General features: G+C 69.1%; 20 protein-coding genes. 3 read left to right on the forward strand and 17 right to left on the reverse strand.

Annotated elements, in window-relative coordinates:
• Positions 1 to 149 precede the first annotated feature (149 nt).
• The gene (locus DVH29_RS00380) at positions 150 to 1,871 is read left to right on the forward strand and encodes a sensor histidine kinase (protein ID WP_147275961.1); all 1,722 of its coding nucleotides are present in this window, start codon (positions 150 to 152) and stop codon (positions 1,869 to 1,871) included.
• Here the strand turns inward: DVH29_RS00380 and DVH29_RS00385 are convergent.
• The 9 genes from DVH29_RS00385 to ccmI all read right to left on the reverse strand — a co-directional run bounded on the left by DVH29_RS00385 (position 1,868) and on the right by ccmI (position 13,331).
• Complete coding sequence (locus DVH29_RS00385) at positions 1,868 to 4,759, reverse strand: bifunctional [glutamine synthetase] adenylyltransferase/[glutamine synthetase]-adenylyl-L-tyrosine phosphorylase (protein WP_114644168.1); 2,892 nt, start codon at positions 4,757 to 4,759, stop codon at positions 1,868 to 1,870. The genes DVH29_RS00380 and DVH29_RS00385 overlap by 4 nt on opposite strands.
• A 12-nt stretch (positions 4,760 to 4,771) precedes the next feature.
• On the reverse strand, positions 4,772 to 6,190 hold the full coding sequence (locus DVH29_RS00390; protein ID WP_114644169.1) for a sensor histidine kinase: 1,419 nt from the start codon (positions 6,188 to 6,190) through the stop codon (positions 4,772 to 4,774).
• The gene (locus DVH29_RS00395; RefSeq protein WP_114644170.1) at positions 6,183 to 6,887 is read right to left on the reverse strand and encodes a response regulator transcription factor; all 705 of its coding nucleotides are present in this window, start codon (positions 6,885 to 6,887) and stop codon (positions 6,183 to 6,185) included. Before DVH29_RS00395 ends, DVH29_RS00390 begins: the two co-directional genes overlap by 8 nt.
• A 24-nt stretch (positions 6,888 to 6,911) precedes the next feature.
• Positions 6,912 to 8,429, reverse strand: a complete 1,518-nt coding sequence (locus DVH29_RS00400) for a Do family serine endopeptidase (protein WP_114644171.1) — start codon at positions 8,427 to 8,429, stop codon at positions 6,912 to 6,914.
• Positions 8,430 to 8,561: 132 nt separating this feature from the next.
• Positions 8,562 to 9,317: a sulfite exporter TauE/SafE family protein gene (locus tag DVH29_RS00405; protein ID WP_114644172.1), complete on the reverse strand. Its 756-nt coding sequence runs from the start codon at positions 9,315 to 9,317 to the stop codon at positions 8,562 to 8,564.
• A gap of 49 nt (positions 9,318 to 9,366) precedes the next feature.
• A complete protein-coding gene (locus tag DVH29_RS00410) occupies positions 9,367 to 9,828 on the reverse strand; it encodes a cytochrome c-type biogenesis protein (RefSeq protein WP_114644173.1) in 462 nt (153 codons plus the stop codon).
• Positions 9,825 to 11,810, reverse strand: a complete 1,986-nt coding sequence (locus DVH29_RS00415) for a heme lyase CcmF/NrfE family subunit (RefSeq protein ID WP_114644174.1) — start codon at positions 11,808 to 11,810, stop codon at positions 9,825 to 9,827. Before DVH29_RS00415 ends, DVH29_RS00410 begins: the two co-directional genes overlap by 4 nt.
• Positions 11,811 to 11,816: 6 nt before the next feature.
• Positions 11,817 to 12,260 (reverse strand): cytochrome c maturation protein CcmE, encoded by a 444-nt coding sequence (gene ccmE / locus DVH29_RS00420; RefSeq protein WP_114644175.1) that lies wholly within the window; start codon positions 12,258 to 12,260, stop codon positions 11,817 to 11,819.
• A gap of 3 nt (positions 12,261 to 12,263) precedes the next feature.
• Complete coding sequence (gene ccmI / locus DVH29_RS00425; RefSeq protein WP_245944833.1) at positions 12,264 to 13,331, reverse strand: c-type cytochrome biogenesis protein CcmI; 1,068 nt, start codon at positions 13,329 to 13,331, stop codon at positions 12,264 to 12,266.
• A 238-nt stretch (positions 13,332 to 13,569) separates the two neighbouring features.
• Here ccmI and DVH29_RS00430 point away from each other — a divergent pair, with 238 nt between their 5' ends.
• A complete protein-coding gene (locus DVH29_RS00430; protein WP_114644176.1) occupies positions 13,570 to 14,526 on the forward strand; it encodes a hypothetical protein in 957 nt (318 codons plus the stop codon).
• Entirely contained in the window at positions 14,526 to 16,496 is a 1,971-nt protein-coding gene (locus DVH29_RS00435) for an FAD-dependent oxidoreductase (RefSeq protein WP_158541504.1), read from the forward strand. The genes DVH29_RS00430 and DVH29_RS00435 overlap by 1 nt, the downstream gene beginning before the upstream one ends.
• Here DVH29_RS00435 and DVH29_RS00440 read toward each other — a convergent pair.
• The 8 genes from DVH29_RS00440 to DVH29_RS00475 form a co-directional block, all read right to left on the reverse strand.
• Entirely contained in the window at positions 16,491 to 17,729 is a 1,239-nt protein-coding gene (locus DVH29_RS00440; protein ID WP_114644178.1) for a hypothetical protein, read from the reverse strand. The two genes, DVH29_RS00435 and DVH29_RS00440, sit on opposite strands and share 6 nt — an antisense overlap.
• A gap of 134 nt (positions 17,730 to 17,863) precedes the next feature.
• The gene (locus DVH29_RS00445) at positions 17,864 to 18,340 is read right to left on the reverse strand and encodes a hypothetical protein (protein ID WP_114644179.1); all 477 of its coding nucleotides are present in this window, start codon (positions 18,338 to 18,340) and stop codon (positions 17,864 to 17,866) included.
• Between the two features lie 80 nt (positions 18,341 to 18,420).
• Positions 18,421 to 19,776, reverse strand: a complete 1,356-nt coding sequence (locus DVH29_RS00450; RefSeq protein ID WP_114644180.1) for a sensor histidine kinase — start codon at positions 19,774 to 19,776, stop codon at positions 18,421 to 18,423.
• Positions 19,776 to 20,435 carry a response regulator transcription factor gene (locus tag DVH29_RS00455; RefSeq protein WP_114644181.1) on the reverse strand — a complete coding sequence of 220 codons (660 nt, stop codon included), beginning with the start codon at positions 20,433 to 20,435 and terminating at the stop codon, positions 19,776 to 19,778. Before DVH29_RS00455 ends, DVH29_RS00450 begins: the two co-directional genes overlap by 1 nt.
• Before the next feature lie 32 nt (positions 20,436 to 20,467).
• On the reverse strand, positions 20,468 to 20,767 hold the full coding sequence (locus tag DVH29_RS00460) for a hypothetical protein (protein WP_114644182.1): 300 nt from the start codon (positions 20,765 to 20,767) through the stop codon (positions 20,468 to 20,470).
• An 82-nt stretch (positions 20,768 to 20,849) separates the two neighbouring features.
• The gene (locus DVH29_RS00465) at positions 20,850 to 21,599 is read right to left on the reverse strand and encodes a glycoside hydrolase family 108 protein (protein ID WP_158541505.1); all 750 of its coding nucleotides are present in this window, start codon (positions 21,597 to 21,599) and stop codon (positions 20,850 to 20,852) included.
• 20 nt (positions 21,600 to 21,619) lie between these two features.
• Positions 21,620 to 22,555, reverse strand: a complete 936-nt coding sequence (locus DVH29_RS00470; protein WP_114644184.1) for a DUF2793 domain-containing protein — start codon at positions 22,553 to 22,555, stop codon at positions 21,620 to 21,622.
• Positions 22,552 to 26,304 carry a baseplate multidomain protein megatron gene (locus DVH29_RS00475; RefSeq protein WP_114644185.1) on the reverse strand — a complete coding sequence of 1,251 codons (3,753 nt, stop codon included), beginning with the start codon at positions 26,302 to 26,304 and terminating at the stop codon, positions 22,552 to 22,554. The genes DVH29_RS00470 and DVH29_RS00475 overlap by 4 nt, the downstream gene beginning before the upstream one ends.
• Between the last annotated feature and the right edge of the window lie 16 nt (positions 26,305 to 26,320).

The following is a 26,320-nucleotide window of genomic DNA, read 5'->3' on the forward strand; positions in this document are numbered from 1 at the left end:
AATATGGGACCGCCGCCACTATAGCAGCGTTAAGGTTGTGGAAAGATTTTTCTCGCGCCTAAGTGATTCTTCCGACTCGCGATTTCAGCATGGCGGCTTGAGCCGGGGTTTTTGGCTATGGACAAGAGTCCGCCAATCGATTCAATGTCTTGAAAATCTTCACACGCAGAGGGGCAGCCTGGATCGGGCTGTGGTTGGGCATGGGATCGGCGGAGGCATCCGGCGTCGGCGGGACAGGATTCGGGGGAGCGGCAAAACCCGGCGGTTTCGCCAATGCCCTCACCCGCCCCGCCGTCCAGATCGCCGCCGCCGCCATCCTTCTTTCCACCTGCCTCGTTGCCTATGACATGGCGCGATCGGTCGCCGAGACCGAGGAGCGGGCGCAGCTCATCGCCACCCTCGCCGCCGCGCAACTGGCCGAAACCGCCCCCCGCGGCGTTTCGGGGGCGCCTATCGCCATTCCCCCCGCCCTCGCCGACGGGTTGCACATGGTGGTGTCGGACGCGGGCGGCGCGGTGCTCTTTGCCTCGGCCTCCGCCGAGACCCTGCGGGGCAACGACTACATCGACGCCAGCGTGGCGCTCGACGCCGGCGACGTCGAGGTGGCGGTGTTCCTCGCCGCCGAGCCGGTCTGGGCGCTGCTGCTGCACCGCCTCGCCGCCATTGCCGGCATCCTCGCCCTCGTCGCCCTTGGCGTGTGGTGGGCGCATCGCCGGGGCGGCGGGCGCGCCGCCATGCCCTCCACGCCCATCGAGGCGGTGCCCTATGGTCTGGCCCATTGGCAGGAAAGCGGGGTCCTGGTCTGCGCCAACGCCGCCTTTTCCCGCCTCTTGCGCCTCGAAACGGCGGTCATGCCCGGAACGCCCTATTCCGAGGTCACGCGCACCATAAGGGGCGCCATCACGGCCCGTCCGGTGCTCGACGCCAGCCGGCAGCGCATGCTCGAAGTGACCGGCGAGGACGGCCGCACCCTGATGCTCGACGAGCGCCCCTGCCCTTCGGGGGGCTTTATTACCATCGTCACCGACATCACCGAGCGCAAGGCCGCCGACCGCCTTCTGGGCCGCATCCGCGAGGAGCAGAAGCAACTGGCCCGCCGCTATCACGAGGAAAAGCTCAAGGCCGAGGCGTCGAGCCGGGCCAAATCAAGCTTCCTCGCCCATCTGTCCCACGAAATCCGCACCCCGCTCAACCACATCATCGGCTTTACCGACATGATCAGGCTCGAAACCTTCGGGCCGCTGGGCGATCCCAAATATCGCGGCTATCTCGAAGACATCAGGCGGGCCGGCGAGCAATTGCTCGAATCCTTTGCCGAAATCCTCGACTATGCCGAGCTGGAGGCCGGGCGCAAATCGCTGCGCAGCGAGCGCGTCCCCCTCGCCGATCTCATCGAAGGCTGCCAGGCGCGCTTCGCCACCCGGGCCCGCAATGCCGGGGTGGCCCTGCAACTCGGCCCGATCGGCGACGGCGAACTGCTGGCCGACCGGCACTATCTCGAACGCATGATGGCCAATCTGCTCGACAACGCCATCCGCTTCACCGAGCGCGACGGCATGGTGCGGCTGGCCGCCTGGGTGGCCGATGGGGGCGTGGTGCTGGAGGTGACCGATACCGGCATGGGCATGAGCGCCGAACTGATGGAAAAGCTCTCCCAGCCCTTCGTCCTCTCGGACGCGGCCTTCACCCGTGGCCATCACGGCATCGGGCTGGGCATCGCCACGGCGCGGGTCATCGCCGAGCAGAGCGGCGGGCGGCTGGCCATCGATTCCCTGCCCGGCATCGGCACCACCGTCGCCGTGTCGCTGCCGCTGGCCGACACGCAGGCCGGCCATACCCGGCCGCACCTGTCCTCCGCCCGCGCTGCCTAACCCCTCATCTTCTCGTAGAACGCCGTCGCCGCCCGCCCGACATCCTCCCGCATGGCGAGCACATCGGCTTCCAGCCGGGCGAAGTCGGGATAATTGGTGCGCCGGGCGACGAGGTCGCGGAAGGCGGGCGTCCAGCCTTCGTCCCGCAGCGGATCGATAAGGCAGGCGCTCATCAATTGTAGGATGGCGCTATAGGTGGCGTGGATTTCCGCCAGGCGCTCGCCCTCCGGCAGCAATCCGGTTTCGGCCAGCCGCATCAGCACCCCGGCCGGCTGGGCCTGCGGCACCGCCAGCCTGTCGCCTTCGAGCAATTGCGCCGTCTGGGCGATGAATTCGAGGTCGACCAGCCCGCCATCATGGAGCTTGAGGTCGAAGGGATGGCGCGGCGGGCGCTCCCGGGCCATCAGGGCGCGCATCTCCACCACGTCATCGACGATCTTGCCCCGGTCGCGGGGCAGCGCCAGGATCTCCGCGATCTCGGCCTTGACGGTCGCGTCCAGCCCCGCATCGCCGATCACCAGCCGCGCGCGGGTCAAGGCCAGATGCTCCCAGGTCCAGGCCTCCTGGCGCTGATAGGAGCGGAAGCGTTTGAGGCTGGTGGCCAGCGGGCCGGCATTGCCCGAGGGCCGCAGCCGCATATCGGCCTCATAGAGCACCCCTTCGGCCGTGGGGGCCGAGATCGCCGCCACCAGCCGCTGGGTGAGGCGGGTGAAATAGGTCGGCACGTCCAGCGGCCGCGTCCCGTCCGAACCCGGGCTGTCCTCGGGCACCTCATAGAGCAGGATGAAGTCGAGGTCCGAGGTGAGGGTCATTTCCCGGCTGGCGATCTTGCCGAAGCCGAGCAGGCCGAGTCGCGCGCCCGGCACCGTCCCATGGCGGGCGGCAAAGGACTCCCGCGCCGCAGCGAACAGCCGCGCCAGCAGCGTTTCGGCCAGGGCGGTGAACTGGCGCCCTGCCTGCTCGGCGCTCAGCGCCCCGCCCACCAGCCCGGCGGCGATGAGGAATTTCTGCTCCTGGCCGATGATGCGGGCCCGGTCGATCAAATCCTCATAGGAGCGCGCATCGGCGAGAAAGGCGTCGACGCTGGCGACCAGCGCCTCGGAGGTGGCGATATCGCCGGCAAAGGCGGGGTCGATCAGCCCGTCCACCACATGGGCGCGATGGATCACCGCTTCGGCCAGCCGGGGCGCGGATGACATGAAATCGAGCAGCAATTGGCGCAATTGCTCGTGATTGCGCAGCAGGGCGAACATCTGCACCCCGGCCGGCAGGCGGGTGAGGAAATCGTTGAAGCGCATGAAGGCCGTGTCGGCATTGCCGCTTTCGGCCAGGGTCTTGAGCAGCAGCGGGATCAGTTCGGTCAGGTGCTCGCGCGCCTTGGCAGTGCGGGTGGCGGCATAGCCGCCATAATGCCATTTGCGGATGGTCGCCGATACAGCGGCGGGGTCGGAGAACCCCAGTTCGGCAAGGGTTTCGAGCGTGTCGGGATCGTCGTCGCTGCCGGTGAAGACCAGATTGCCCAGATCGCCCGAAAGGCTCCCCCCTTCGGAGAACAATTCGGCGTAATACTCCGAGACCCGCGCCAGCGCGGCGCGGTAATCGGCCTCGAAGGCGGCGCGCTCGGCATAGCCCATGAGCAACGCGATCTCGCCCACCCCCGCCTCGGTTTCCGGCATCACATGGGTCTGCTCGTCGCGCTGCATCTGCAGCCGGTTCTCGACGGCGCGCAGGAACCAGTAGGTTTCCTCCAGCTCGCGGGCCGTGTCGGCGCCGATCCAGCGGCCCGCGACCAGCGCGGCCAGCGCCTTCACCGTGGGGCGCACCCGCAAATCGGGGTCGCGGCCGCCGGCGATCAATTGCTGGGTCTGGACGAAGAACTCGATCTCGCGGATGCCGCCGCGCCCGAGCTTGACATTGTGCCCCAGCACCCGCTCGGCGCCCACCTTGCGATGGATATTGATCTGGCGCTTCATCGCCTGGATATCGGCGATCATCGCGAAGTCGAGATGCTTGCGCCAGATGAAGGGGGCGAGCTCCTTGAGGAAGCCATGGCCCACGCCAAGGTCCCCAGCGCAGGGCCGCGCCTTGATCCACGCGGCGCGCTCCCAGTTCTGCCCGCGCGATTCGTAATAGCCCAGCGCCGCATCGACGGAGAGGGCGATGGGCGTCGAGCCGGGATCGGGGCGCAGGCGCACATCGGTGCGGAACACATAGCCGTCGGCGGTGCGGTCCTGCATGATGGCCACCAGACGGCGCAGCAGGCGGACATAGAATTTGTTGTGCTCGCCATCGTCGGGCAGCACCGGCAGGTGCGGATCGTAGAAGGCGACGATATCGATGTCGGAGGAATAATTCAGTTCCTGCCCGCCATGCTTGCCCAGCGCGAAGATGGCGAGGCCGGAATTGGCGCCTCTGGCCGCGTCCGCCGGCAGCAGCAGCCGGCCCTGGCGCGCCGCCTCCGCCATGAGGAAGTCGAGCCCGGCGGAAAGCGCGGCGTCGGCCATGTCGGACATGCGCGAGGTGGTGTCCTCGGCGCTCCACACCCCGCCGATCTCGGCCAGCGCCGACAATAGCGCCCCCCGCCCCTTGCCGATGCGCAAGCGCTTCATCAGCGCCGCCTCGTCGTCATCGCCGCCGATCCGCATGTCGGCGAGGATGGTGGCGAAGACCTCGGTGGGGTCGCCAGCCAGCGCCCCGGCCAGCCAGCTCGCGTGGCGGCGGGCGAGGTCGTGCAGATAGGGCGCCGCGGCAAAGGCCGGCGCCAGAGTGGGCAGCGCCGCGGTGATCGCCGCGCGGGCCTCCTCGCCCAGCCCGGTGAGGATATCCGTGGCAATCTCGTCGTCCTGCGGTCCCGGAAGGGGCGCGAGGCGCTGGCCCAGCGCCGTCATGGCCGGGGTGCCTCAGCCGGCGGGAAAGGTGATGACCGCCCTGGCGCCGGGAGCGCTGTCCTCGAAGCGGATGGTTCCCCCATGCAGGTGGACGACCGCCGCGACGAGGGCGAGGCCGAGGCCGGCGCCGGGCTCGGTGCGGCTGGTTTCGAGCCGCGCGAAGCGCTCGAACACCCGTGTGCGGTCCGCCTCGGAAATGCCGGGGCCCCGGTCTGCGACTTCAACGACGATCCTCCCTGGCTCCCTGCGGGCGGCGATGGTGATGGAACCATCCCCCTCTGCCGACTGGCCGTATTTTATGGCATTTTCGACAAGGTTCACAAGGGCTTGCCCGATGAGTTCGCGATTGGCGTCCAGCGTGAGCCCCGGTTCTACCGCCGTCTCCAGCCCCAGCCCCGCATCCTCGGCGACGGGCTGGTAGAGTTCGGCGACATCGGCGACGATTTCGCTCAGGTCGATGCGCGAGAACGCCCCGGTCGAAGTGCCCGCCTCCGCCCGCGCGATCAGCAGCAGGGCGTTGAAGGTGCGGATGAGCTGGTCGGATTCGGCGATGGTGGTTTCCAGCGCCAGCCTCTGGCGATCGGGATCGGTGTCGCGCAGGGCGGCTTCGGCCTTGTTGCGCAGCCGCGTCAGCGGGGTCTTGAGGTCGTGGGCGACGTTGTCGGTCACCTCCTTGAGGCCCACCATCAGCTTTTCGATGCGCCCCAGCATGGCGTTGAGGCTGGTGGCCACCGCGTCGAATTCGTCATCGCGGCCGGTGACCGGCACCCGCTCGGAGAGATTGCCCGACATGATCTTGCTCGACGTTTCGGTGATGCCGTCGATGCGCCGCAGCACATAGCGCGCCGTCAGCCCCCCGGCTATCAGCGAGAGCACGATGATGCCCAGCGCGCCGGCAAAGAAGGTGCGCAGGATGATGGCGTTGAAGCCGCGCCGCTCGCCCACGTCGCGGCCGATGACGAGGCGCAGCCCGTTGCTCAGCTCCAGCGATTCGACGATGGCCACCCCATGGGTGGGCACGTCCTCCTCCGGCCCGCCATAGATTTCCCGCCCGCGCTGGTATTCGAGCTCGAAGCGCCCGGCTTCCGAAATCACCGCCGTGGGGAAGTCGCTGACATTGCCGGCGATCATGGTGCCCGTGGGGTCGCCGAGATAGTAGATCCCCGGCCCCGGGCGATCGGCGAGGCGCTGCACGGCGAAGGCCACGGCGCGCACGCTGGACTGGCTGGATAACAGCCGGATCTGCGCCACTTCGCGCTCCACGGCGCGGTATTGCTCGCGCTGGATCTGCACCGAGGTCTGATAGGCGATCAGCCCCAGCAGCAGCACGGCGAAACCCACGAAGATGGCGATGAAGATCGCCGTGAGGCGCACGGTGGTGGTGCGCCACAGATTGCGGAGGGAAAAGCGGCGCGGGGCGGCGTCAGTCACGGATCACATAGCCCGCGCCGCGCACCGTCTGCAGCAATTGGCGCTCATGGCCCTTGTCGACCTTGCCGCGCAGCCGCGACATGTGCACGTCGATCACATTGGTCTGTGGGTCGAAGTGATAGTCCCAGACGTTTTCGAGCAGCATGGTGCGGGTGACCACGCGCCCGGCATTCTTCATCAAATATTCGAGCAGCCGGAATTCGCGCGGCTGAAGCAGCACCTGTTCCCCGCCCCGCTCGACCTTGCGCGACAGGCGGTCGAGCACGAGGTCGCCGACCTGGTACGAGGTCGCCGCCTCGCTGGGCGCGTTGCGCCGCGCCATCACCTCGATGCGGGCCAGAAGCTCGGAAAAGGCGTAGGGCTTGACGAGATAATCATCGCCGCCGGCGCGCAGCCCGGTCACCCGGTCATCGACCTCGCCGAGGGCGGAGAGGATGAGGGCCGGCGTGTTGTTACCCTCGGCGCGCAGGGATTCGATGATCGACAGCCCGTCGCGGCGGGGCAGCATGCGATCGACGATCAGCACGTCGTACTCCATGCCCGAGGCCATGGCATAGCCGGTTTCGCCATCGCTGGCGTGATGGGCCACATGGCCGCATTCGTCCAGCGCCTGGATGAGATAGGACGCCGCCTCGCGATCGTCTTCGATGATGAGGATTTTCACGTCACGCGCCCCCGAGATGGGCCGGGCCGGCATCTAAGGACGCCGGCCCGCAGCCGCTTATTCCTGCGCTTCGAGCGGAACGCCGACGAAGCGGACCACGCCGTCGCGGCTGATGCGCAGCGAGATGGCCGACTTGCCTTCCGCCTGCGCCGCGTCGATGGCCGCGGCGAGGTCCTCGGGCGAGGATACCGCGCCGCCATTGGCCTGCTCGATCACGTCACCGCGCATGATCCCGCGCTCGGCCGCCGAGCTGTTGGGGTCGATGGATTCGACCACCAGCCCGTCGCCATCGGGATTGTCGATCACCGACACCCCGATATCGGAGGCCAGCGCCTCGGGCTCGGGCTGTTCCACATCGGCCGGCGGGGTGGCGGGCTGGGCGTCGTCTTCCTCGAGCCGGTCTAGCGTCACCGAGATATCGAGTTCCTGGCCGTCACGGATGATGCCGAGCTCGACCTCGGTGCCGGGCATGCGCTGGGAGATGACGCGCGACAGATCGCGGGCCGTCTGCACGCCCTCCCCGTCCACCGAGACGATCACGTCGCCCGATTCGATCCCCGCATCGGCGGCCGGGGCGCCTTCGAGGGGCTGGGTGACCAGCGCGCCATTGGTGTTGGCAAGGCCCAGCGCGTCGGCCAGATCCTGGTTGAGGTCCTGCAGCGACACGCCGAGGAAGCCGCGGGTCACCACGCCCTCGGACTGGAGCTGGGCGATCACCGTCTGGGCCACCGAGGCGGGAATGGCGAAGGCGATGCCCACATTGCCGCCCGAGGGCGAGAAGATCGCCGTGTTGACGCCGACCACCTGGCCATTGGTGTTGAAGGACGGACCGCCGGAATTGCCGCGGTTGACCGCGGCGTCGATCTGGAGGAAATCGTCATAGGCCGAGGCGTTGATATCGCGGCCACGGGCCGAGACGATGCCCGCCGTCACCGTGCCGCCGAGCCCGAAGGGATTGCCCACGGCCACCACCCAGTCGCCCACGCGGGCCTCGTCGGTGGCGAATTCGACGAAGGGAAGGTCGTCGCGGTCTTCCTGCACCTTGAGCAGGGCCAGATCGGTGCGCGGATCGGTGCCGACCACGTCGACGGCCAGTTCGGTATCGTCATCGAGCAGTACCGTCACCTCGGTGGCGTTCTCCACCACGTGGTTGTTGGTCACGATATAGCCGTCGGCGGAAATGATGAAGCCCGAGCCGACCGCCTGCATGAACTGGCGCGGACGGTTGGGACGCTCGGGGCTGGGGGCGTTGAAGGGCTCCTCGAACTGCTCGAAGAAGCGGCGCAGCGGGTGGTCTTCGGGCAGGTCGGGGAATTCGAACTGGAAGTTGGGGCCGCGCCGCACCTGCTGCATGGGCACTTCGCTGCTCACCTGCACGGAAACCACGGCGGGGGAAACGGCCTCGACCAGATCGGCGAAGCCGGCCATGGGCGCCGTGACATCGGTGCCGACCTGCTGGGCGATGGCGGGCGGGGTGCTGACGAAGCCGACGCCGAGGGTTCCGGCGGCGACGATCATCGCCATGGCGGAAGCGGCGATCCACTTGCGCCTGGGTGTGGAAATGATGTTTTGCATGGGAAGCTGTCCTCTCTCTCACACGCAGTATGGGGCTGGTGTTGTTCGTTATCTAGTAAGTTGCAGCTTTCCGCACGGTTGCGTCCATATTAAAACTTCGTAAGGCTGCTGGCCGAACTGTGGCGGGCTGGCTTAGCCGAATATGGCGGCGCGCAGCATTTCCAGCGCCATCACGGTGAGGGCCAGCCGGAAGCCGATGCGGAATTTTTCCTCCGGGATGCGGTCGAGCATATGGCTCCCCACCAGCGTTCCGGCGAAGCCGGTCGCCACCATGGCGAGGATCAGCGGCACATAGCGCCCGAAGGCGAAGCCGAACAGGGTGAAGGCGGCCACCTTGGCGCTGTTGGAGAGGACGAGGACGGTGGCCTGGGTGGCGATCAGCTTGCGGCGGTCGTCGAGCTTGCGCAGGAAATTGGCGATCAGCGGGCCCGCCGCGCCGATGAACATCGACAGCGCCCCGATCACCGCCCCGGCGACGAAATTGGCCAGCGGGCCATGCCCGGTCACACGCGGCTGCGGCACCCAGGCGCTATAGAGGATGAACAGCCCGATCACCGCGCTGAACAGGGCTTCGGGCAGGGACACCGCGACGCTCCCCCCGGCCAGCGCCCCGGCCGCCGAGCCCAGCCCCAACCACACCACCAGATGCCACTGGATATGGGGACGCTGGATGATGGCGCGTCCGAAATTGGAGCCGAGCTGGATGCAGCCGTGAAAGGGGATCACCACCGCCGGAGGAAAGACCAGGCCCAGCCCGGCCAGCATGGCCAGTCCGCCGCCCAGTGAAAACATGGCGGTCAGCGCCGAAGCGGCGAAGCTGAGCAGCAGCAGGGCGGCCACCGTCCAGGCGGCGATTCCATCGGGGGCGAAAATCGAAAGGTCAAACAAGGGCAGGCTCCGTGACCTTCCTCATTTCAGACCTTTTCGCGCTTCGCAACTAATCCTTGCGCAAACCGTCCAGGGCCTTGCGCTCGGCAGCGGTCATCGCGGCGGCCTCGGGCTCCTTGCGCTTGTGCAGCCCGGCGACCAGCACGATAACCAGCCCGATGCCCAGGAGGATGGGCGTCGCCACCCAGAGCAGGATAGTGTGGCCGGCAAACACCGGGCGCAGCAGCACGAATTCGCCATAGCGGGCGACGACGAAATTATAGACTTCCGTGTCGGTATCGCCGGAAACCAGCCGCTCGCGGACCAGCAGCCGCAAATCGCGAGCCAGCTCGGCGTCGGAATCGTCGATCGACTGGTTCTGGCAGACGAGGCAGCGCAGATTGCCCGAAATGGCGCGGGCGCGCTGTTCGAGCACCGGATTGTCCAGCACCTCGTCGGGCTGCACGGCGATCGCCGCCATGGGCAGCAGCAGGGCCAGCGCGGCGAAGAGGCCGATCAGCCCGCGCCTCATTGGCCAGCTCCCACGGGCTTTGCCTTGCGCCGCGCCGGGGCCGGCGCGCCGATGCGCATGCGGCGGTCGGTGAGGGAGAAGAAGCCACCCCCGGCCATGATCACCGCCCCCAGCCAGATCAGCAGCACGAAGGGCTTGTGCCACAGGCGCACCACGCGCCCGCCTTCGCCGAAGCGCTCGCCGAACTGCACATACATCTGGCTGAAGCCATAGGTGCGGATGCCGGCCTCGGTGGTGGGGGTGCCGCTGGCCGGATAGATGCGGCGCTCCGAGGTCACCGCACGGTCGCGCCAGAAGAACGGCGCGTCGATCCAGAACGTGCCGCGCTCGGCCACATAATTGGGTCCGCTGACCTCCTCCTCGCCCTGATAGCTGATGGAATAGCCGGCGATCTGCGCGGTCTCGCCCGGCCGCATGGAGGTGACGATCTCGGTCTGGAAGGCCGAGGCGCAGACGACGCCGATCACCGTGACGCCCAGCCCGAAATGGGCGATGGCCGTCGACCAGGCGGTGCGCGGCAGGCCGCGCAGGCGCGACAGGCTCTGCCGCCACGCCGTGCGGCCGAAGGCGGCGCGGTCGGCGAGGTCGGCGATGGCGCCGGCCATGACCCAGATGCCGATGGCCAGCCCGATGGGCGCCAGCGTCAGCGGGAAGCCGAGAAAGCCGAAGACCAGCAGCGAGAGCACCACCGTGATGATGATGGCGGCCAGCAGCCGCTGGGTCACCGCGCCCAGGTCGCCGCGCTTCCAGGCGAGGAACGGGCCGAAGGGCACCAGCAGCAGCAGCGGCACCATCAGCGCGCCGAAGGTCACGTCGAAGAACGGCGCCCCCACGGTGATGCGCGCGCCGGTCAGCGCTTCGAGCAGCAGCGGATAGAGGGTTCCCACCAGCACCCCGGCGGTCGCCGCCGAGAGGAACAGATTGTTGAGGATCAGCGCCCCTTCGCGGCTGATCGGCGCGAACAGCCCGCCCGAGCGCAGGGCCGAGGCCCGCAGGGCAAAGAGCGCGAACGCGCCGCCGATGAACAGCGCCAGCATGGTGAGGATCACCATGCCGCGGGTGGGATCGGAGGCGAAGGAATGCACCGATGTCAGGATGCCCGAGCGCACGAGGAAGGTGCCGAGCAGGCTGAGCGAAAAGGTGATGATGGCGAGAAAGACCGTCCAGATCCGCAGGGCGTTGCGCTTTTCCATGACGATGGCCGAATGGAGCAGCGCGGTGCCCGACAGCCAGGGCATGAAGCTGGCATTCTCCACCGGGTCCCAGAACCACCAGCCGCCCCAGCCCAGCTCGTAATAGGCCCAATAGGAGCCCATGGCGATGCCCAGCGTCAGGAAGGCCCAGCTGGCCAGCGTCCAGGGCCGCACCCAGCGCGCCCAGGCCGCATCGATACGCCCCGAGATCAATGCCGCCACGGCAAAGGAAAAGCAGATCGAGAACCCGACATAGCCGAGATAGAGCAGCGGGGGATGGATGGCGAGGCCCAGGTCCTGGAGCACCGGATTGAGCTCGGTGCCCTCGAAGGGCGCCGGGTCGAGCCGCCAGAAGGGATTCGAGGTGAAGAGGACAAAGCCGGAAAAGGCGGCGACCATCAGCCCCTGGCTCGACAGCACCAGCGTCTTGAGATCGGCCGGCAGGCTGCGCCCGAAGGCCGCCACCGCCGCCCCGAACAGGACGAGGATGAGCACGAAGAGCAGCATCGAGCCTTCATGGTTCCCCCACACGCTGGTGAGCTTGTAGATCATGGGCTGGAGCGAATGGGAGTGCTCCACGGCCAGCCGCAGCGAGAAATCGTCGGCGGCGAAGGCCTGGGTCAGGGCGGCGAAAGCAAAGCCGACCAGCGCGAATTGCAGGATCGCCGCCTGGTTGACGAAGCGCTCGGCAAGGCCGCTGCCGCGCCAGAAGGCGAAGCCCACCCCGGTCTGCACGATCGCCAGGACGAAGGCGAGGATCAGTGCGAAATGTCCCAGTTCGATGGTCACTTGGGCCTATCCTTCCTCGCCCTGCCAGACGCCCTGATCGCGCAGGCTGTCGGCGACCTCGCGGGGCATGTAGGTCTCGTCGTGCTTGGCCAGCACATTGGTGGCGAGGAAACTGCCATCGCCCTGCACGCTGCCCTCGGCGACCACCCCCTGCCCCTCGCGGAACAGGTCGGGCAGGATGCCGGTGAAATGCGCCGTCATTTCGGTCGCGCCGTCATGGACGACGAACACATTGTCCTGCCCATTCTGTTGCCAGGAGCCTTCGAGCACAAGCCCGCCCAGCCGGATCGGCGTGCCGGGCGCGATCTCGCCCTCGGCGATCTCGCTGGGGGAGTAGAAAAACACGATCTGGTCGCGCAGCGCGGTGAGGATCAGCCCCGCCGCCAGGACGAGGATCACCCCCAGCCCGGCGATAACGCCCAATCGCTTCTGTTTGCGGGTCCAGGCCATGGGTCAGAGCTCCAGTTCGCGTGCGAGGTCTTCAAGGGCGAGGCGATCGTCGCCTTCGAGTGCATCGAGGCCGCGCGCCAGGTCTTCCCGCGCCGCGGCGTCGCCGTCAAGCTGCTGGCGCGAGCGCACCAGCTGCATCCATTCGTCGGCGCTGCCTCCTTCACCGGCCAGCCGCGCCGCCAGCCCGTCGACCATGCCGCGGATCATCACGTCCAGCGTGGCGTCGGGGGACGAGGCGTCGAGCGCGGTGCTGGCCAGCCCCGCCTGGGCCGCCGCCAGTCCATTGCCCGCCGTCTCGATCCAGGGCTCGCTGCCCTCGGCGAGGGCCAGCAGCTCTTCCCAGATCGGGATCGCCTCGGCAAATTCCCCGCTGTCGGTCAACTGGCCGGCGAGATAGAAACGCTGGCGCACCCCAAGCGGATCCCCGGCCACCGCTTCGCGCAGCAGGGCCATGGATTCGGGGGTCGATTCGCCGCCATTGGCCATGATCATCGCCTCGGCCAGATTGGTCTGGCGGGTGGAAGTGGGCGGTTCGAGCTCGAGCACGCGGCGCCAGGCATTGGCCGCCTCGCCATAGCGCTCCTGGGTCATGTAGATCGGGGCCAGCACCAGCCAGCCGCGCACATCGCCGGGGGTCTCGGCCATTTGCGCCTCGACCCGCGCCACCGCCTCGTCGACGCTCATCTGGCCCGGAAGCGTCGCGATCTCGCGCGTCGACAGCGGCTGGGCCGGCAGGTCGGCGCGCCCGATCACCGCGTAGAGCCCCAGGCTCCCGACCACCAGCACGGGCAAGACGGCCATCAGCACGATGCGCCCATTGGCGCCGGCGCGCCCATGACCGGTTTCCTTTTCGTGGCGGATGACCTCACGGGCCAGCTCGGCCCTGGCCGCCTCCGCCTCGGTGGCGCTCATGCGGCCGCCCTCGACGTCGCGGTCGATGCCTTCGAGCTGGCTGCGGAAGAAGGCGCGCTCGGCCCCGGTTTCCGCCTGCGGTTTCGGGGCGCGGCGCAGGCCGGCCAACAGCACGCCGACACACGCCAGCGCCAGCAATATCGCCAATATCCAGAGCAAGATCGGTGCTAACCCTTGAAAAGCATTTCAGGACCGTTTCTATAAGCTAAACCCGTTCGGAAAAAGGGATGGCAGCGACGCGCATTGCCGCACCCAAGCCTTTGTCCGCGCGGCTGTTCTTTGAGGATGCCGACGCCGGATGATGACAGCGCAAGCCAAAACAATCGCCGTCGTCGGCTCGACGCCTTTCGCATGGTTCCTAGCAGGCTTGCTCGCCACAGACCACTCCCGAGCGGTCGTGCTGGTCACAAATCCGTGCCCGCCCGGCCATGAGGCCACCCTGCCCTCGCTGTCGGTCGCGCCCCTCACCCGGCCCGAGACCTTGTCCCTCCTCGTCAAATACGGTCCCGGCGCGGCGCGGCAGACGAACCGTATCGCGCGCGGCGCGGCCGGGCGCGGCGATCTGGCCCTCACCGCCCATGGGGCGGCGTCGGGGGCGGCGCTGAGTCATATTCGGCATATGCTGGCCGGATTCGGCCGGGTGGTCGAGCCGCTCGGCGCGCCCGCCGGCACGACACGGGTCCGGGTGCGCGACGTGTGGCAATTCCACGCCGCCCCGTTCCTCGCCGCCGCGCCGGCCTGGCTGGCGGGCGCCAATGCCGCCATGGTCAATGCGGCCAGCGGGCTCAAGCTGCGCAAGGATGGCAGCGCCAGCTTCGGGGCGACCCCGGTCGACCTCGTGGTGCTGGCCGATGACGCGGCCATTGTTTCGCGGCTGGCCGAGGCGGAGGTGGCGGCCTTCGCGGCGCGGGTCGCCCATCTCGACATCGCCACCGAGCCGGTGGCGCCGCTCGCCACCCCCTCGATCATCGATCTTGATGGCGGCGCGCAACTGGCGCAGGATGCGAGCGGCCGGCTGATCGGCAGCGCGCAGGACAGCGATGGCCGGGGCCTGGCGCGCATCACCGCCGCCCTCCCCGAAGGGGTCGCCACCCGGCTTGCGGCGCGCGGCCGCTCGACGCGCCTTCTCCCCCATGACGGCGCCCCGGTGCTCGGGCCGACGCGCAAGAACCGCCTCTATGTCGTGGCCGGGCTGGGCCGCTGCGACATGGCGCTGGCCCCGCTGGTGGCGCGGCTGATCGTCGGCAAGGCGACGCCGGCCGAGGCGGAATGGGCCGCCGCCCATGGGGCCGAACTGCGCCAGCCGCGCGCCAATGTGGCCGATTTCGCGCCCGAATGGGCCGGAGCTGCGTGATGACGCTGTCGCATCGGCTCGATGGCGATCTGCCCGCCGAGTTCTCCACCCCGCTCATCGACCGCCAACGCCCGATCCGCTTCCGACTCAACGGCCGCCCGCTCTTAGCCTTCGAGGGCGACAGCGTCCTCTCGGCGGCCCTTGCCAATGGGTGGGGCGCGGCGGGCATGGCCGATGGCTCCCCGCTGGCCCTCGATCCGGCCAGCGCCCCGGCGGTGCTGGTGGCCGGCAATGAAGCCCGGCCCGACCTCGCCATGCCCATGGCCCTGTGCCCGGCCATGGACGGCGTTTCGCTGGTCACTGCCCCGGCCCGCCGTGCCCCGAGCAACCCCTTCGCCCGGCTTCTCGGCGGCGCGGGAAGCGGGCTCGGCCTTGCCTATGGCGCGGGCGATCCCGCCCCGGGCGGCTGGCTCGATGCCCCGGCCAGCCGCGCCATGACCACCGACATGCTGGTCATCGGCGGCGGGGTGGCGGGGCTGGCCGCCGCCGAGGCCGCTTCGCGTCAGGGCAAGCGGGTGGTGATCGTCGAGCGCGAGGCGGTGCTGGGCGGGCTGTCGCCGCTCTTCGGCCGCGCCGAGGGCGAACCGGCCCCCGAGGAGCTGATCGCCGATCTGGCCGGCGCCATCGGCCGGTCGGGCCTCGTCACCCTGCTGCTGGGCACCCACGCCTTCGCCCTTGCGGGCACAAGCGTCCGCGCCATCCGCGTCACCCGCGCCGGGGGTATTCCTGCGCCCGAAATCATCGAGATCGCCGCCGATGGCGTGGTGCTGGCCACCGGGGTCGAGGACCGTCTGCCGCTGTTTGCCGGCAACCGCCTGCCCGGCGTCGTCGACGCGGCGACCGCATGGCGGCTGGCGGCGCGCTACAATCTCTGGCCCGGCCGCACGGCCCATATCCATACCGCGACCAATGCCGGCTATCGCATGGCGCTGCTGGGCGCGGCGAGCGGCAGGACCATCACCCGCACCTCCGATCCCCGCCCCGCGCCGCAGACCCGGTTCATCGAATTCTGCAAGGCCTATGGCTATCGGCTGGGCTGGGGCACCTCCATCGCCGCCGCGCGGCTCGACCGCCGCCGGAACTTGCAGCTCGTCCTCGCCGACAGCCGCACGGGAAAGGTGCAGGACGAATTGGAGACCTGCGAGCGTCTGGTGATGTCGGGGGGCTGGCAACCGACGCTCGATCTCTGGGCCCTGGCGGGCGGCGCCTTGCGCTGGACGGCCGAGCGGGGATGCCTCATGGCGGACGGTCCCCTCGAAGGCGTCGCCGTGGCCGGCAGCGCGGCGGGCTATCACAGCCTTCCCGGCTGCCGCAACCATGGCGCGGCCATCGCCGCCGCCATGCCCGAGGCGACCCACGCCGTGGTCGCCGATCCGCAGATCGATCCGGTGTTCGAAACCCCCGATGGCGCACCGACGCGCATGGCCCCGGCGACCCGGGACGCCGCCCCCGCCTGGCTCAGCGCCCGCCGCGCCGGGCGCCTGCCGCCGCCCGAGGCCCAGGGCGTGGCGCGCCTCTTCGCCGGCCCTGCCCCGATCCGCGCGCCCCGCGCCCTCGCCGTTACCGATGTCGCCGGGCTGGTCATTGCCGGCCATGTGGAGCCGGCGGCGGCCCGAGCCTTCAGCGCCCGCCATTGCGTGCTGCCCGTGCGGCTGGGGCCGGCCGAGGAGCATCCGGACCGGGCGGAACCGCGTCCGGAGCCGGTGCCGGGCTATCTGGCCGGCCGGTTCGGCCCGCAGCAATCGCGCTGGCGGCTGGCGGCGGAGACCTCGCGGCGTTTTACGCCGGGGTGCCTCGTCTTCGTCAACACCGATGCCCGTTCGCCGCTGGCGGCGGTCGGGGTGGTGCTCGCCCATACGCCGGCCGGCATCGAAGCGCTGGTGACCGGCGAAGGGTTCGGGGCCGGCGACACGCTCTATATCCGCGACGGCCATGTTGCCGTCTCGGCGCGCCTCGCCGAACGGCTATGAGACGGCGCTGCGCCGGGCGGCGGTTTCGCGCGCCCGCTTGAGGATATCGGCATATTCGGCGTTGAAACGGATTTCCGCCATCTTGATCCCGGCGTCGAAGCGCTCGCGCGCCACCCCGTCGTCGGGATTGGCGCGATAGGCGTCGAGCGCCCGGGCGATCAGCAGTTCCAGCGTCCGGCCGGTATCGGTCCAGGCCTGGTCGAGCAGCGCGTTGACGGCCAGCGAGTCGCGGGAGGCGCGCACCGCCATCAGCAGGTAGAGCCCGTTGAAGCCTTCGAGGATCTTGTCGGGGTCGATGCGGTCATTGTCGCGCGGCCGGCGCAGGGCCTGGGTGATATTGGCGTTGACTTCGCGCAGAGGCCGCTCCAGCCGCTCGGACATGCGGCCGGTGAGGTCGGCGATGATCCGGCCCCAGGGCGAACGGCGGTCGATTTCGAGGGTGTAGTTGAGGGCCCGCACCAGCCGGTGGAAACGGTCGATGGCCTTGCAGGCGCCGTCGATGTCCCCGAACAGGGCCGGCCGGCTGGCCACGAGGCCAATCTGGCTTTGCGCATGGCTGAGGATGGCATCGACCAGCGGACCGTAGCCGGCGGCGAGGACGGTCTTTTCCTCCGCCCCGCCGGAGAGGGCCGAAACCGCCGCCATCATCCGGCTGGGATTGCCGATATGGTCCACCATCACCTGCATCCACAGGGCGCGGGTCACCGGATTGGCGATGGAGATGGTCTGGAGGGCGGTGCCGATGGCCGCTTCGTCGGCCAGCGTCCCCACCGCCGTGCCGAACTTGGCCGCCTGTTCCAGCAGCGGCCGGCGGCGCATGGCCATGATCACCCGCGGCAGCATGGCGCGCGCGCCGTCGCCGCCCATCTGGATGGTGTTGCGGCGCTGCCGGTCGGCGTCGAGCCGCTCGGCCTCCGCATTGGCTTTGAGCGCGTCGAGGATTTCGGGCAGCATGGCGCCGAAGGCGGCCGGCGGCTCGGCGCCCGAGGCGATGGCGTCGCCCAGCCGCGCCGCCACCGAACCGGCGATGTCGCGCGCCATCCAGGTCCAGATCGGGGCCAGCAGGTCGGCGCGCAGGGCGCCGGGGAAGGAATGGAAGATCGGCGCCTCGACCGTCACATGCGCCAGCATGTCGAGGAACGCCGCCAGCGCCGCATCGCCATGGCGCTCCCGGCCCGCCGTGGCGCGGGGCGGAACGGGCGTGGCGCCGTGAGGGGTGTTGGCGAGGGGCATGAGGCGTCCGGGATCGCAAGGGTTTTCGTCCGGCGCCAGTCTATCGCGAGGGGGTAAACAAAGATTTGTGCCCCGCCCGAACGCGAAGAGGGGCGCCCTGCGGCGCCCCCGTCACATGCGGTTCGGGTCCGTTTTTACGCCGAGACGGTCCAAGCGCCGTCCACCTCGCGGCAGGCCTGGCCCGAGGCGGTATAGGTCTGGCCGCCAATGGTCACGCGGTGCGAGAATTCGCGGCAGTCGAGATTATTGACGCGCACATAGGGGCCGACCGAGACCTGGCCGGTCGCCCCGCCCGCAGACCAGTTGCGCGGCGCGCCGGGGCGGCCGAACTGCAGGGCGTAGAACTGGGCGTCATTGGCGGCGCTGCGCTGGGCCGGGGTCATCTGGCCGCGCGCCGTGGCCTCGAGATAGGCGTAATTGCCCGGGTCGAGGCGCGCCTGCTGCAGCGGCGTCGTGTCGGTCGGCTGCGTCATCGCGTCGGGCAGCGGATTGGTCAGCACGCTGGGCTGCGGCATGGCGGTCGGCGTGCTGGGCACATAGGTCCCGGTCCGGCTGCAGGCGGCCAGGGTCAGCGCCACGCCAACAACCACCATCGCCCTCAAAATCTTCATCTTGCAATCCCTTTCGTCGGATCGTCCGATCCCGTTTTCATGTCGTAAGCATTCGGGCCGGAATACGGTCGGCCCCGTCTTCAAATTCCCGCGCGGCGGGCCGCCGGGACGTTCAATCGGGCCCGCAGGCCGCCCAGTTCGGACCGGGACAGCGCGAGCGTTCCCCCATAGATGTCCACAAGCTCCTTGACGATGTCGAGCCCCAGTCCGCTGCCGAGGGTTTTTTCATCCAGCCTGACACCGCGGCGCAACACAATTTCCGCCTCGGCCTCCGAGAGGCCCGGTCCATCATCCTCAACGGCGATGGTGATGATGCGGTTCCCGCCCTCGCTGCCGTCCCAGGCCGAGAGAAGGATGGCGCCCCGGCCCCATTTGCAGGCATTGTCGAGCAGATTGCCGACCATTTCCTCCAGATCCCCCTCCTCGCCCCGGAACCAGGCGAGCGGATCGGCGATCTCGGTGGCGATGTCGAGGCGGGGATTGAGCTTGGCCATCACCCGCCCCAGCCGTTCGAGCACGGCGCGCGTATCGGCCCTCTTGCCCACGACGCTGGAGCGCGCCGCCAGCCGCGCCTTGTCGAGATAGGTGGAGACGATCCGGCTCATGGTGTCGGTTTCGGCCAGCACCGATTGCGCCAGCGCCGATTCCCCCGCCCCGGCCTCGTTGCGCAGCACGGCCAGCGGGGTTTTCAGCCCATGGGCGAGATTGCCCACCTGGGCCCGGGCCCGCTCGATGATCTGGGTGTTGGAGCGCAGCAATTCGTTGACCTCATCGGCCAGGGGGACGATTTCGAGCGGGAAATTGCCCTCGACCGTGGGGCTCTCGCCCTCGCGCACCGCCTCGACCGCCTCGCGCAGATGCTCGACAGGGCGCAGGGCGAAGCGCGCGATCATGGCGCTCATGGCGGCGAGGATCAGCCCGACCACGGCGAGGACGATGATCGCCTGCCCCCGGAACGCCACGGCACGGCCCTCCACATCGGAATAATTGCCGGTGACGGTGATCGCCACCCGCCCGGTGTCCCCGAGGGTGATCAACCGCTCCACGGCGCGCAGGGTCTGGCCGTAATCGTCATCGATCAGCCCCGAGCGGATGCCGGCGGGGCTGTAGGCGCCGGCCAGTTCGGGCAGCACCGTGCCGACGAGGGAGGGGGAGAAATTGAGCAAATGGCCGTCTTCGCCGCGGATCTGCCAGTACCAGCCCGAGGTGGGACGGGAAAAGCGGGCATCGGCCATGCGCAGTTCGGTGGTGGGGGAATTGGCCTCGAGCGTCTGGCCGACAAGCGAGGAGATCTGGAATTCCAGCGACTCGGTGAGGTCGCGGTCGAGGGCCTGGGAATAGAGCTCGGTCAAAAGGAAAGCCGTGGCGACCAGCGCCACGATCAGCCATCCGGCCGAAAGCCAGAACAGGCGAAAGGCGATGGAGCCCTTCTGCATCAGTCCGCCAGGATCTGATACCCCAGACCCCTGATGGTCTGGATCAGATCGTCGGGCAGCTTCTTGCGCAGCCGGCCCACGAACACCTCGATGGTGTTGGAATCGCGGTCGAAATCCTGATCGTAGAGATGCTCGGTCAGTTCGGTGCGCGAGATCACCTTGCCCTTGTGCATCATCAGATAGGCCAGGAGGCGGAATTCGTGGCTGGTGAGCTTGATCGCCTGCCCGTCGACGGTGACCCGCCCCGCCTTGGTGTCGAGCCGCACCGCGCCGGCGGTGATCTCGTTGCTGGCATGGCCCGCCGCCCGGCGCACCAGGGCGCGGATGCGGGCCAGCACCTCTTCCATGTGGAAGGGCTTGGCGACATAGTCGTCGGCGCCGGCGTCGATCCCCTGCACCTTGTCGCTCCAGCGGTCGCGGGCGGTGAGCAGCAGCACCGGCATCATGCGGCTTTCGCGCCGCCAGGCCTCGAGCACGGAAATCCCGTCCATGCGCGGCAAACCGATATCGAGGATGGCGGCGTCATAGGGCTCGGTATCGCCCAGGAAATGGCCTTCCTCCCCATCGGACGCCGAATCGACCACATAGCCCGCATCGGTCAGCGCCTGGCACAATTGCCTGTTGAGGTTCTCGTCGTCCTCGACAACCAGTATCCGCATCGCCCGCCCTCACGTTTTGCCCAGAGAGTACCCTACCGCGCGCTAAGAGTCAGATTGCGCGCTTCCCCGCCCGGGCCGAGCACGGCCAGCACATAGACCGGCCCCGAGCCCTGGTCGCAGACCCGGACGCTGAGCACTTCGGTGGCCGGATTGACGCCCTCGCGGGCCAGCACCGCCGCGACGGGCCGGATCTGGCCCTGATCGAGCGCGGCCTGGATGGCGGCGTTGTCCCAGCATTGCCCCTGCGCCATCCCGGGTGCGACGCCGAGCGGCAGGAAGAGGCACAGTGCCAGGGCCAGCGATGTGAGGCGGGAAAGGAGGGACGTTTTCATACCAGCCTTTTATCGCCACTTTACTGAACTGCAAATGAACGTTTCGGATGAGGCCGGGAGCGGCGCCCCCGGCCGCATGGGTTCAGGCCCGGCCGAGGTCGGTCTTGATGCCCTTGCGCAGGAAGATGATGGCGAAGGCCTCCATGATCAATTGCGGCCCGGAATAGTCGCCGAAGGCGTCGATCGCGATGCCAAAACTCTGGGCGAGGCCCACGATCAGCATCAGCCCCGCCACGAAATAGGTCTTGCGGCCGTCGAGGAAACTCATGTCGTCTGCTCCTTTTATGGGTTGGGTGGTCGATTGCAGGGGGATGGCGGCCAGCGCCGCCTCGCGGATGCGGGCCACCCTGCTGCTCCAGCCGCGCCCGAAACTGGCCCAGCCGGAGAGCTTTTGCAGGAACCCCATGCGCTGGTCGCACAGGGCCTCGACCAGCGCGCGCGTGTCGCGCCGGGCGATCTCACCCAGGGTGATCGGCCCGACGAACCCGTCCTGGGTGACTCCGACCAGCGCCTGCAGGGTCCTCACCGCTCGGTCGGGCCCGGAATTGACCGCATAGTCGAATACCGCCAGGTCGAGCCCGGCCGGCAGCGACCCCGCCTTGCAGCGGTCCCAATAGAGCGCCTTGTAGATCGCCGCCGCCTCGCTCCGGCCCAGCGCCCGCACCTCGGATTTCTCAAGCTCCCACCAGGGCGAGATATTGCGCCAGCGGGCCAGCGTCTTGTGGGTGATGCCCATATTGGTCGCCCCGCCCGGATCGGCGGGGTGGTCGACATAGCCGCCCTCCGCGTCCAGCACATGGCCCAGGCAAACCGTCCAGCGCGATACCCCCATATCCCTCTCCTTTTGCTCGATCAGCCGTTCTGGGAATGCGACAGGGCGAGCCATTCGGCGCCCCGCCGCACCAGCATCAGCGTGTCCCCGGCCGCCGCCAGCACGCGGTCGGTGCCCAGCCGCAGATTGCCGCTGCCGTGGCGGAAGGTGAGCGTCACCCCATTGGTGCCGCTCACCACCAGCAGCGTCCCATCAGCCCCGCCGGCGATGGTCTCGATATCGTCGGCGCTGCCCGATTGCGGCACGGGCACCACATGGCCTGTGGCGACGGTGAGGACCCCATCGGCAACGGCGGGAAAGCTCACCGCATTGCCGGCCAGCGCTGCAAAGGTGACCGCCCCGCTCGCCGCCGCCACCGTCATCGCCGTGCGGAAACCGCTGCCGTCGGCGCTGACCTTGAACGCAAAATCGTCGTTCCCGGCCAATCCCATTTCCGCCCGTGCCGAATAGCCGGACTGGAACATCAGCGTGGCGCTGTCGGCGGTGCTCTCCTTGTTGACGGTGAGGCGCACATTGCCGCTTTGCGCGGAATCGGCGGTGAACAGCGCCGCCTCCGAGCGCACCAGCAGCCGGTTGATGGCATCGGCCGCCGCCCCGATCCCCAGCCCGCCAATAGCGTCGAACAGCCCGGTCCACGCCCCTTGCCGGAAGACCAGCATCCGCTGGCCGCTCCCGTCCCAGACGATCAGCCCTTCGGTCGGTACGGAAAACCGCCAGCCGCCCTCGGTCCAGCCGGCGATTTCGCCCGCATGCCCCTCCCAGGCGCCGCCGGGCGCATCGCCGATGCCATAGCTGTCGCCCGGTTCCGGGCTTGCGGGCGGCATATCGCGGCCGGTCTCGACGAGGCGCGCATGGATCAGCATGTCGACCAGCGCCATCGCCTCGTTATGGGTCACGTGTTTCTGCGCCTGCTCGGACGCGATCAGCGGCAGGCCATGCCGCGCCGTCTTGCTCATGGGAACTCTCCGAAAGCCATGAGCCCGGCGCCGAGCACCGGGCTCACCTGTTGCACGGTGAAGGTGAAGCCGGCCGCCGCCGCGCCGAAATCTTCGGTCTGCGCCGCCAGCTTATAGGTCCAGCCGGGGGTCGCGACCTCGACGCTGCGCCGCTCGGTGCCGCCGTCCATTATGCGCAGCCGATAGCGTTCCGGGCTGACATCAAGCGCGATGTCGCCAAACGTCCATTCATTGCCGCCCACCCGGCCGCGCCGCACCCAGTTAAAGACGATATCCCCCGTGGCGCCGTCCTTCCGCGCCCTCGGATGGGCTGGAGCCAGCGGCAGGGCCGGGTCGCGGTCGAGGGTGACGGTGAGATCGATGCCCTCGGCGTCGCGCGGCCCCGCATAGGCCCTCAGCGCGCGCGTTTCTCCCAGATCGCCCTGCGGCACCGGCACCCTGATCGAAGCGGCCTCGGCCACCAGCACCGGCCGTCCCGCTTCCGCAAAGCCGGGCACCGTGCCGGCAAGCCCGCGCAGCAGCCCGGTCAGCCGGTAGCGGCGCGGTTCGAGCAGGTGCGCATCGGCAAAGCCGATCAGCTCCCAGCCCCGGTCCGTCTCCACCGCCAGCCGGTTGGCCCCGCCCAGCACGGCAAGCGGCTCCACGGAGGCGAGATGGCCGCCGAACAGGTCGACGACAATGGCTTGCTCCCGCGACCACAGACCCACCGGCCCCGGCGCCAGATCGGCGGCCAGCACGCCGAGCGTGCCGCGTGCCGCGATCTCGGCCATCTGGCTCCCGGTGCCGGGATCGCGCAAGCCGATCGGGCCGGGCCAGGGATCGGCGAAGGCGGCGGCGACCAGTTCGCTACCGCCCGCCTCTCCCGGCAGATGCGCGATGGCGAACACCGGCTGCACCGCGATGGCCGGTTGCGGCACGCTCCAACGGCGCTCCTGCGCCGGCAGCGCCACGGCCCCGCCCTCCGCATGCGCCGAGCCCGAAAGCCGCCGCGTCGCGCCGTCGCGCAGGGCATCGATGCGGAACGGCCCGCCCGCGATCCCGGCGATCGCCACCACATCTCCCGCTTCCAGCGCCAGCAATGAGGGCGGCAATGCAGTCTCCAGCGTGTCCCCGGCCTGCCGCAGCCGCCGCAGGGCGCTCTCCACGGCCAGCCGCGCATCCTCGGGCGCCAGCGCGAGGCCGATCTCGCTCGTTGTGTGCCGCCGTCCGTCCGGGCTCACCACCAGCACCGAGGCGGTGCGGTAATCGAGGTCGCGGTCGAAATAGTTGAGCGTCAGCCGCCCGGCCATGTCCGCCGGATCGCCGCGCTTGCGCGACAGCACAGGCCCCTCGCCCCGCGCCAAAGCGTCGGGAGCGATCACCCGCGCATGGCGGGCATCGGGCACGATCCATTCCATCCCCGCCCCGCCATCGCGGGTCGCGAGCCCGACCATGTCGGCCAGGGGCTCGGTGAGGCTGCGCAGATCGGTCACCGCCTCGACGCCCAATCCGGCCACCAGCGGCGGCGCGGCGTCGATGCGCCCCACCGGCACGCCGTAATCCGCCGCCATGGCGGCGATGATCTCGTCGGGCGCCGCCGCGCCCAGCCGCCCGTTCAGCCAATGGCCGGTGGGGTAATTGGCCCCGTCCGACCAGATTTCTGTGAGGCCGGGAAAGGCCGGATAGGGCCGCGCGTCCCAGCACCACAGATAGATGCGGTCCGGATCGAGCATCTTCCCGCCATAGTGCGGGGAGACCGGATTGTGCGCCCCCGCCTGCCGCCAGTACTGATGACAGGCCCGCAGCGTCTGGCGCTGCACCAACGCGTCGGGGGCGCCCGAGGAAAAGGGCGGGCGCGCATGTTCGGCGCTTTTGGGGTCGCCGAAGGCATTGGGACCGTTCGGTCCCTTGTCCACCGCGCCACAGCCCAGTTCGGTCAGCCAGATCGGCTTGGAGCGCGGCACCCAGGGAGTGGGCGCCGTCTGCCGCACGCCGCCGATCCGGTTGTGATGGGCCTGGCTCCACCAACTCACCAGGTCCTTATAGCGCCAGATCCAGTCCTCCCCATGCGCCCCGTCGGCAATCGGGGTCCGGTCCTGCGCCCGGCGCGCCTCCTCGTCGGCATAATACCAGTTGAACCCCTCGCCGCCGGCGATATTGGCCTTGAGGTATTCGAGATCATGGATCGAACGCGCCGTTTCGGCGTCCAGATGCCCGGCCCCGTCGCGCCAGTCGGCCAGCGGCATATAGGCGTCGATCGCCACCGCATCGATATTGCCATCGGCCCACAGGGGATCGAGATGGAAGATCTTGTCCCCCGTCCCTTCCGGCTGCAAGCCGGAATATTCCGACCAGTCCGCCGCATAGGTGATTTTGGTCCCCGCCCCGACAATGGCCCGCACCTCCCCCGCCAGCCCGCGCAGCGCGTCGACGAAGGGGAAGGTTTCCGGCCCCGACCGCACCCAGGTGAGGTGGCGCATCTCCGAGCCGATCAGCAGCGCGTCGACGCCCCCGGCCCGCCGCGCGAGATCGGCATAATGGAGGATCATCTCGCGATAGCCATTGGCCATAAAGCCCGCCACCTGTGTCGCGGCGGCCGGGGTGCCGTCCGGGCTTCCGGTCCTTCCCGGAGCCGGATGGCAGGTGATGCGCCCGCGCCAGGGATAGGCCGGCTGCCCCGCATGGCCGGTATAGGGATCGGGCAGCGCATTGCCGGCGGCGATATCCATCATCACGAAAGGGTAGAGCGTCACGGCGATGCCGCGCGCCTTGAGATCGGCGATGGCCGCCAGCACCGAAGCGTCCGAGGGCGTTCCGCCATAGGCCGGCGCGCCCTCCACCCGGCTGACGAGGCCGGCCGCCGCCCGCCCCCGCCCGGCCACCGCCCAGCTCGTGCCCTTGATCTGCCGCCCCGCCGCCTCGACGCGCGGTTCGACCACGCAATGGCCGCAGCGCAGATCGGTGCCGAACCAGGCCACCACCAGCCCCACATGCCTCAGATTGGGGCACAGCGCCGCCAGCTCGCCGATCGAAAGGTCCCAATCCGAGCGCGACCCCTCCATATGGGTATTTTCCGCCTCGGTGCGCCCGCCGCCCAGCACCCGCACGCGCGGCGTCGGATCATAGCCGAATTCGGTCGCGCCGGGCACGACGCACACTCCGCTTATGGCCGGTTCGAGATCGCCCACCGGGCGGCACACCTCTACCGAGATATTGGGGATGCGGTTGCCGAAGCCGGAGAGGTCGAGCTGCTCGAACACCATGTAGCACAGGCCGCGATAGGCGGGCGCGTGCCCCTGCTTGGCGACGATCAGCCCGTCCGGCGCCTCGTGCCGCGTGCCGCGGTAGAAGCGGATGTTGAGCCCGTCGGTTTCCAAGAGCCGCCCATCGGCCCAGATGCGCCCCAGATGCGCGACCTCGCCCTCGCACAGCGCCACCGCGAAGCTCGCGGTGATGATCTCCTCGCGCGCCGTGTTCCCGAGCCCCTTGGACCCGGCGCTCTCGGCCGTCCGGCGTTCGAGCTGGCTGGCCCAGATGATGTTGCCCGCCAGCCGGCTCCAGCCATAGACCCTTGGGATCGGCCGGCCCTCATGCGAGCCGGTCAGCCGGATGTCGCTGCCCGTGGCCGCCCTGGGCTTTTCCCCGAACAGCGCGGAATCGACGGCGCTCCCCGCCAGTCCGCCCAGCGCCCGCCCCAGCGTCGCGCCCAGCGGGCCGCCCAATACGCCCCCGACCACCTGGCCGACCAGCGAAAGTGCAAGCGTTGCCATGAGATTTTCTATCCCT

Origin of the sequence: Pelagibacterium lacus, assembly GCF_003345525.1 — a bacterium.
Classification (GTDB): Bacteria; Pseudomonadota; Alphaproteobacteria; order Rhizobiales; family Devosiaceae; genus Pelagibacterium; species Pelagibacterium lacus.

What these genes read in the sequence shown, in the direction of transcription:
- DVH29_RS00440 (WP_114644178.1), bottom strand. Translation starts at nt 17,729, where the DNA reads ATGCCCCTCGCCAACACCCCTCACGGCGCCACGCCCGTTCCGCCCCGC.
- DVH29_RS00435 (WP_158541504.1), top strand. Translation starts at nt 14,526, where the DNA reads ATGACGCTGTCGCATCGGCTCGATGGCGATCTGCCCGCCGAGTTCTCC.
- DVH29_RS00460 (WP_114644182.1), bottom strand. Translation starts at nt 20,767, where the DNA reads ATGAAAACGTCCCTCCTTTCCCGCCTCACATCGCTGGCCCTGGCACTG.
- DVH29_RS00475 (WP_114644185.1), bottom strand. Translation starts at nt 26,304, where the DNA reads ATGGCAACGCTTGCACTTTCGCTGGTCGGCCAGGTGGTCGGGGGCGTA.
- DVH29_RS00395 (WP_114644170.1), bottom strand. Translation starts at nt 6,887, where the DNA reads ATGCCGGCCCGGCCCATCTCGGGGGCGCGTGACGTGAAAATCCTCATC.
- DVH29_RS00410 (WP_114644173.1), bottom strand. Translation starts at nt 9,828, where the DNA reads ATGAGGCGCGGGCTGATCGGCCTCTTCGCCGCGCTGGCCCTGCTGCTG.
- DVH29_RS00470 (WP_114644184.1), bottom strand. Translation starts at nt 22,555, where the DNA reads ATGAGCAAGACGGCGCGGCATGGCCTGCCGCTGATCGCGTCCGAGCAG.
- DVH29_RS00450 (WP_114644180.1), bottom strand. Translation starts at nt 19,776, where the DNA reads ATGCAGAAGGGCTCCATCGCCTTTCGCCTGTTCTGGCTTTCGGCCGGA.
- DVH29_RS00400 (WP_114644171.1), bottom strand. Translation starts at nt 8,429, where the DNA reads ATGCAAAACATCATTTCCACACCCAGGCGCAAGTGGATCGCCGCTTCC.
- DVH29_RS00385 (WP_114644168.1), bottom strand. Translation starts at nt 4,759, where the DNA reads ATGACGGCGCTGGGCCAGCGCCTCGCGCCCCTTCCGGGACCGCAGGAC.
- DVH29_RS00455 (WP_114644181.1), bottom strand. Translation starts at nt 20,435, where the DNA reads ATGCGGATACTGGTTGTCGAGGACGACGAGAACCTCAACAGGCAATTG.
- DVH29_RS00465 (WP_158541505.1), bottom strand. Translation starts at nt 21,599, where the DNA reads ATGGGGGTATCGCGCTGGACGGTTTGCCTGGGCCATGTGCTGGACGCG.
- DVH29_RS00445 (WP_114644179.1), bottom strand. Translation starts at nt 18,340, where the DNA reads ATGAAGATTTTGAGGGCGATGGTGGTTGTTGGCGTGGCGCTGACCCTG.
- ccmE (WP_114644175.1), bottom strand. Translation starts at nt 12,260, where the DNA reads ATGGCCTGGACCCGCAAACAGAAGCGATTGGGCGTTATCGCCGGGCTG.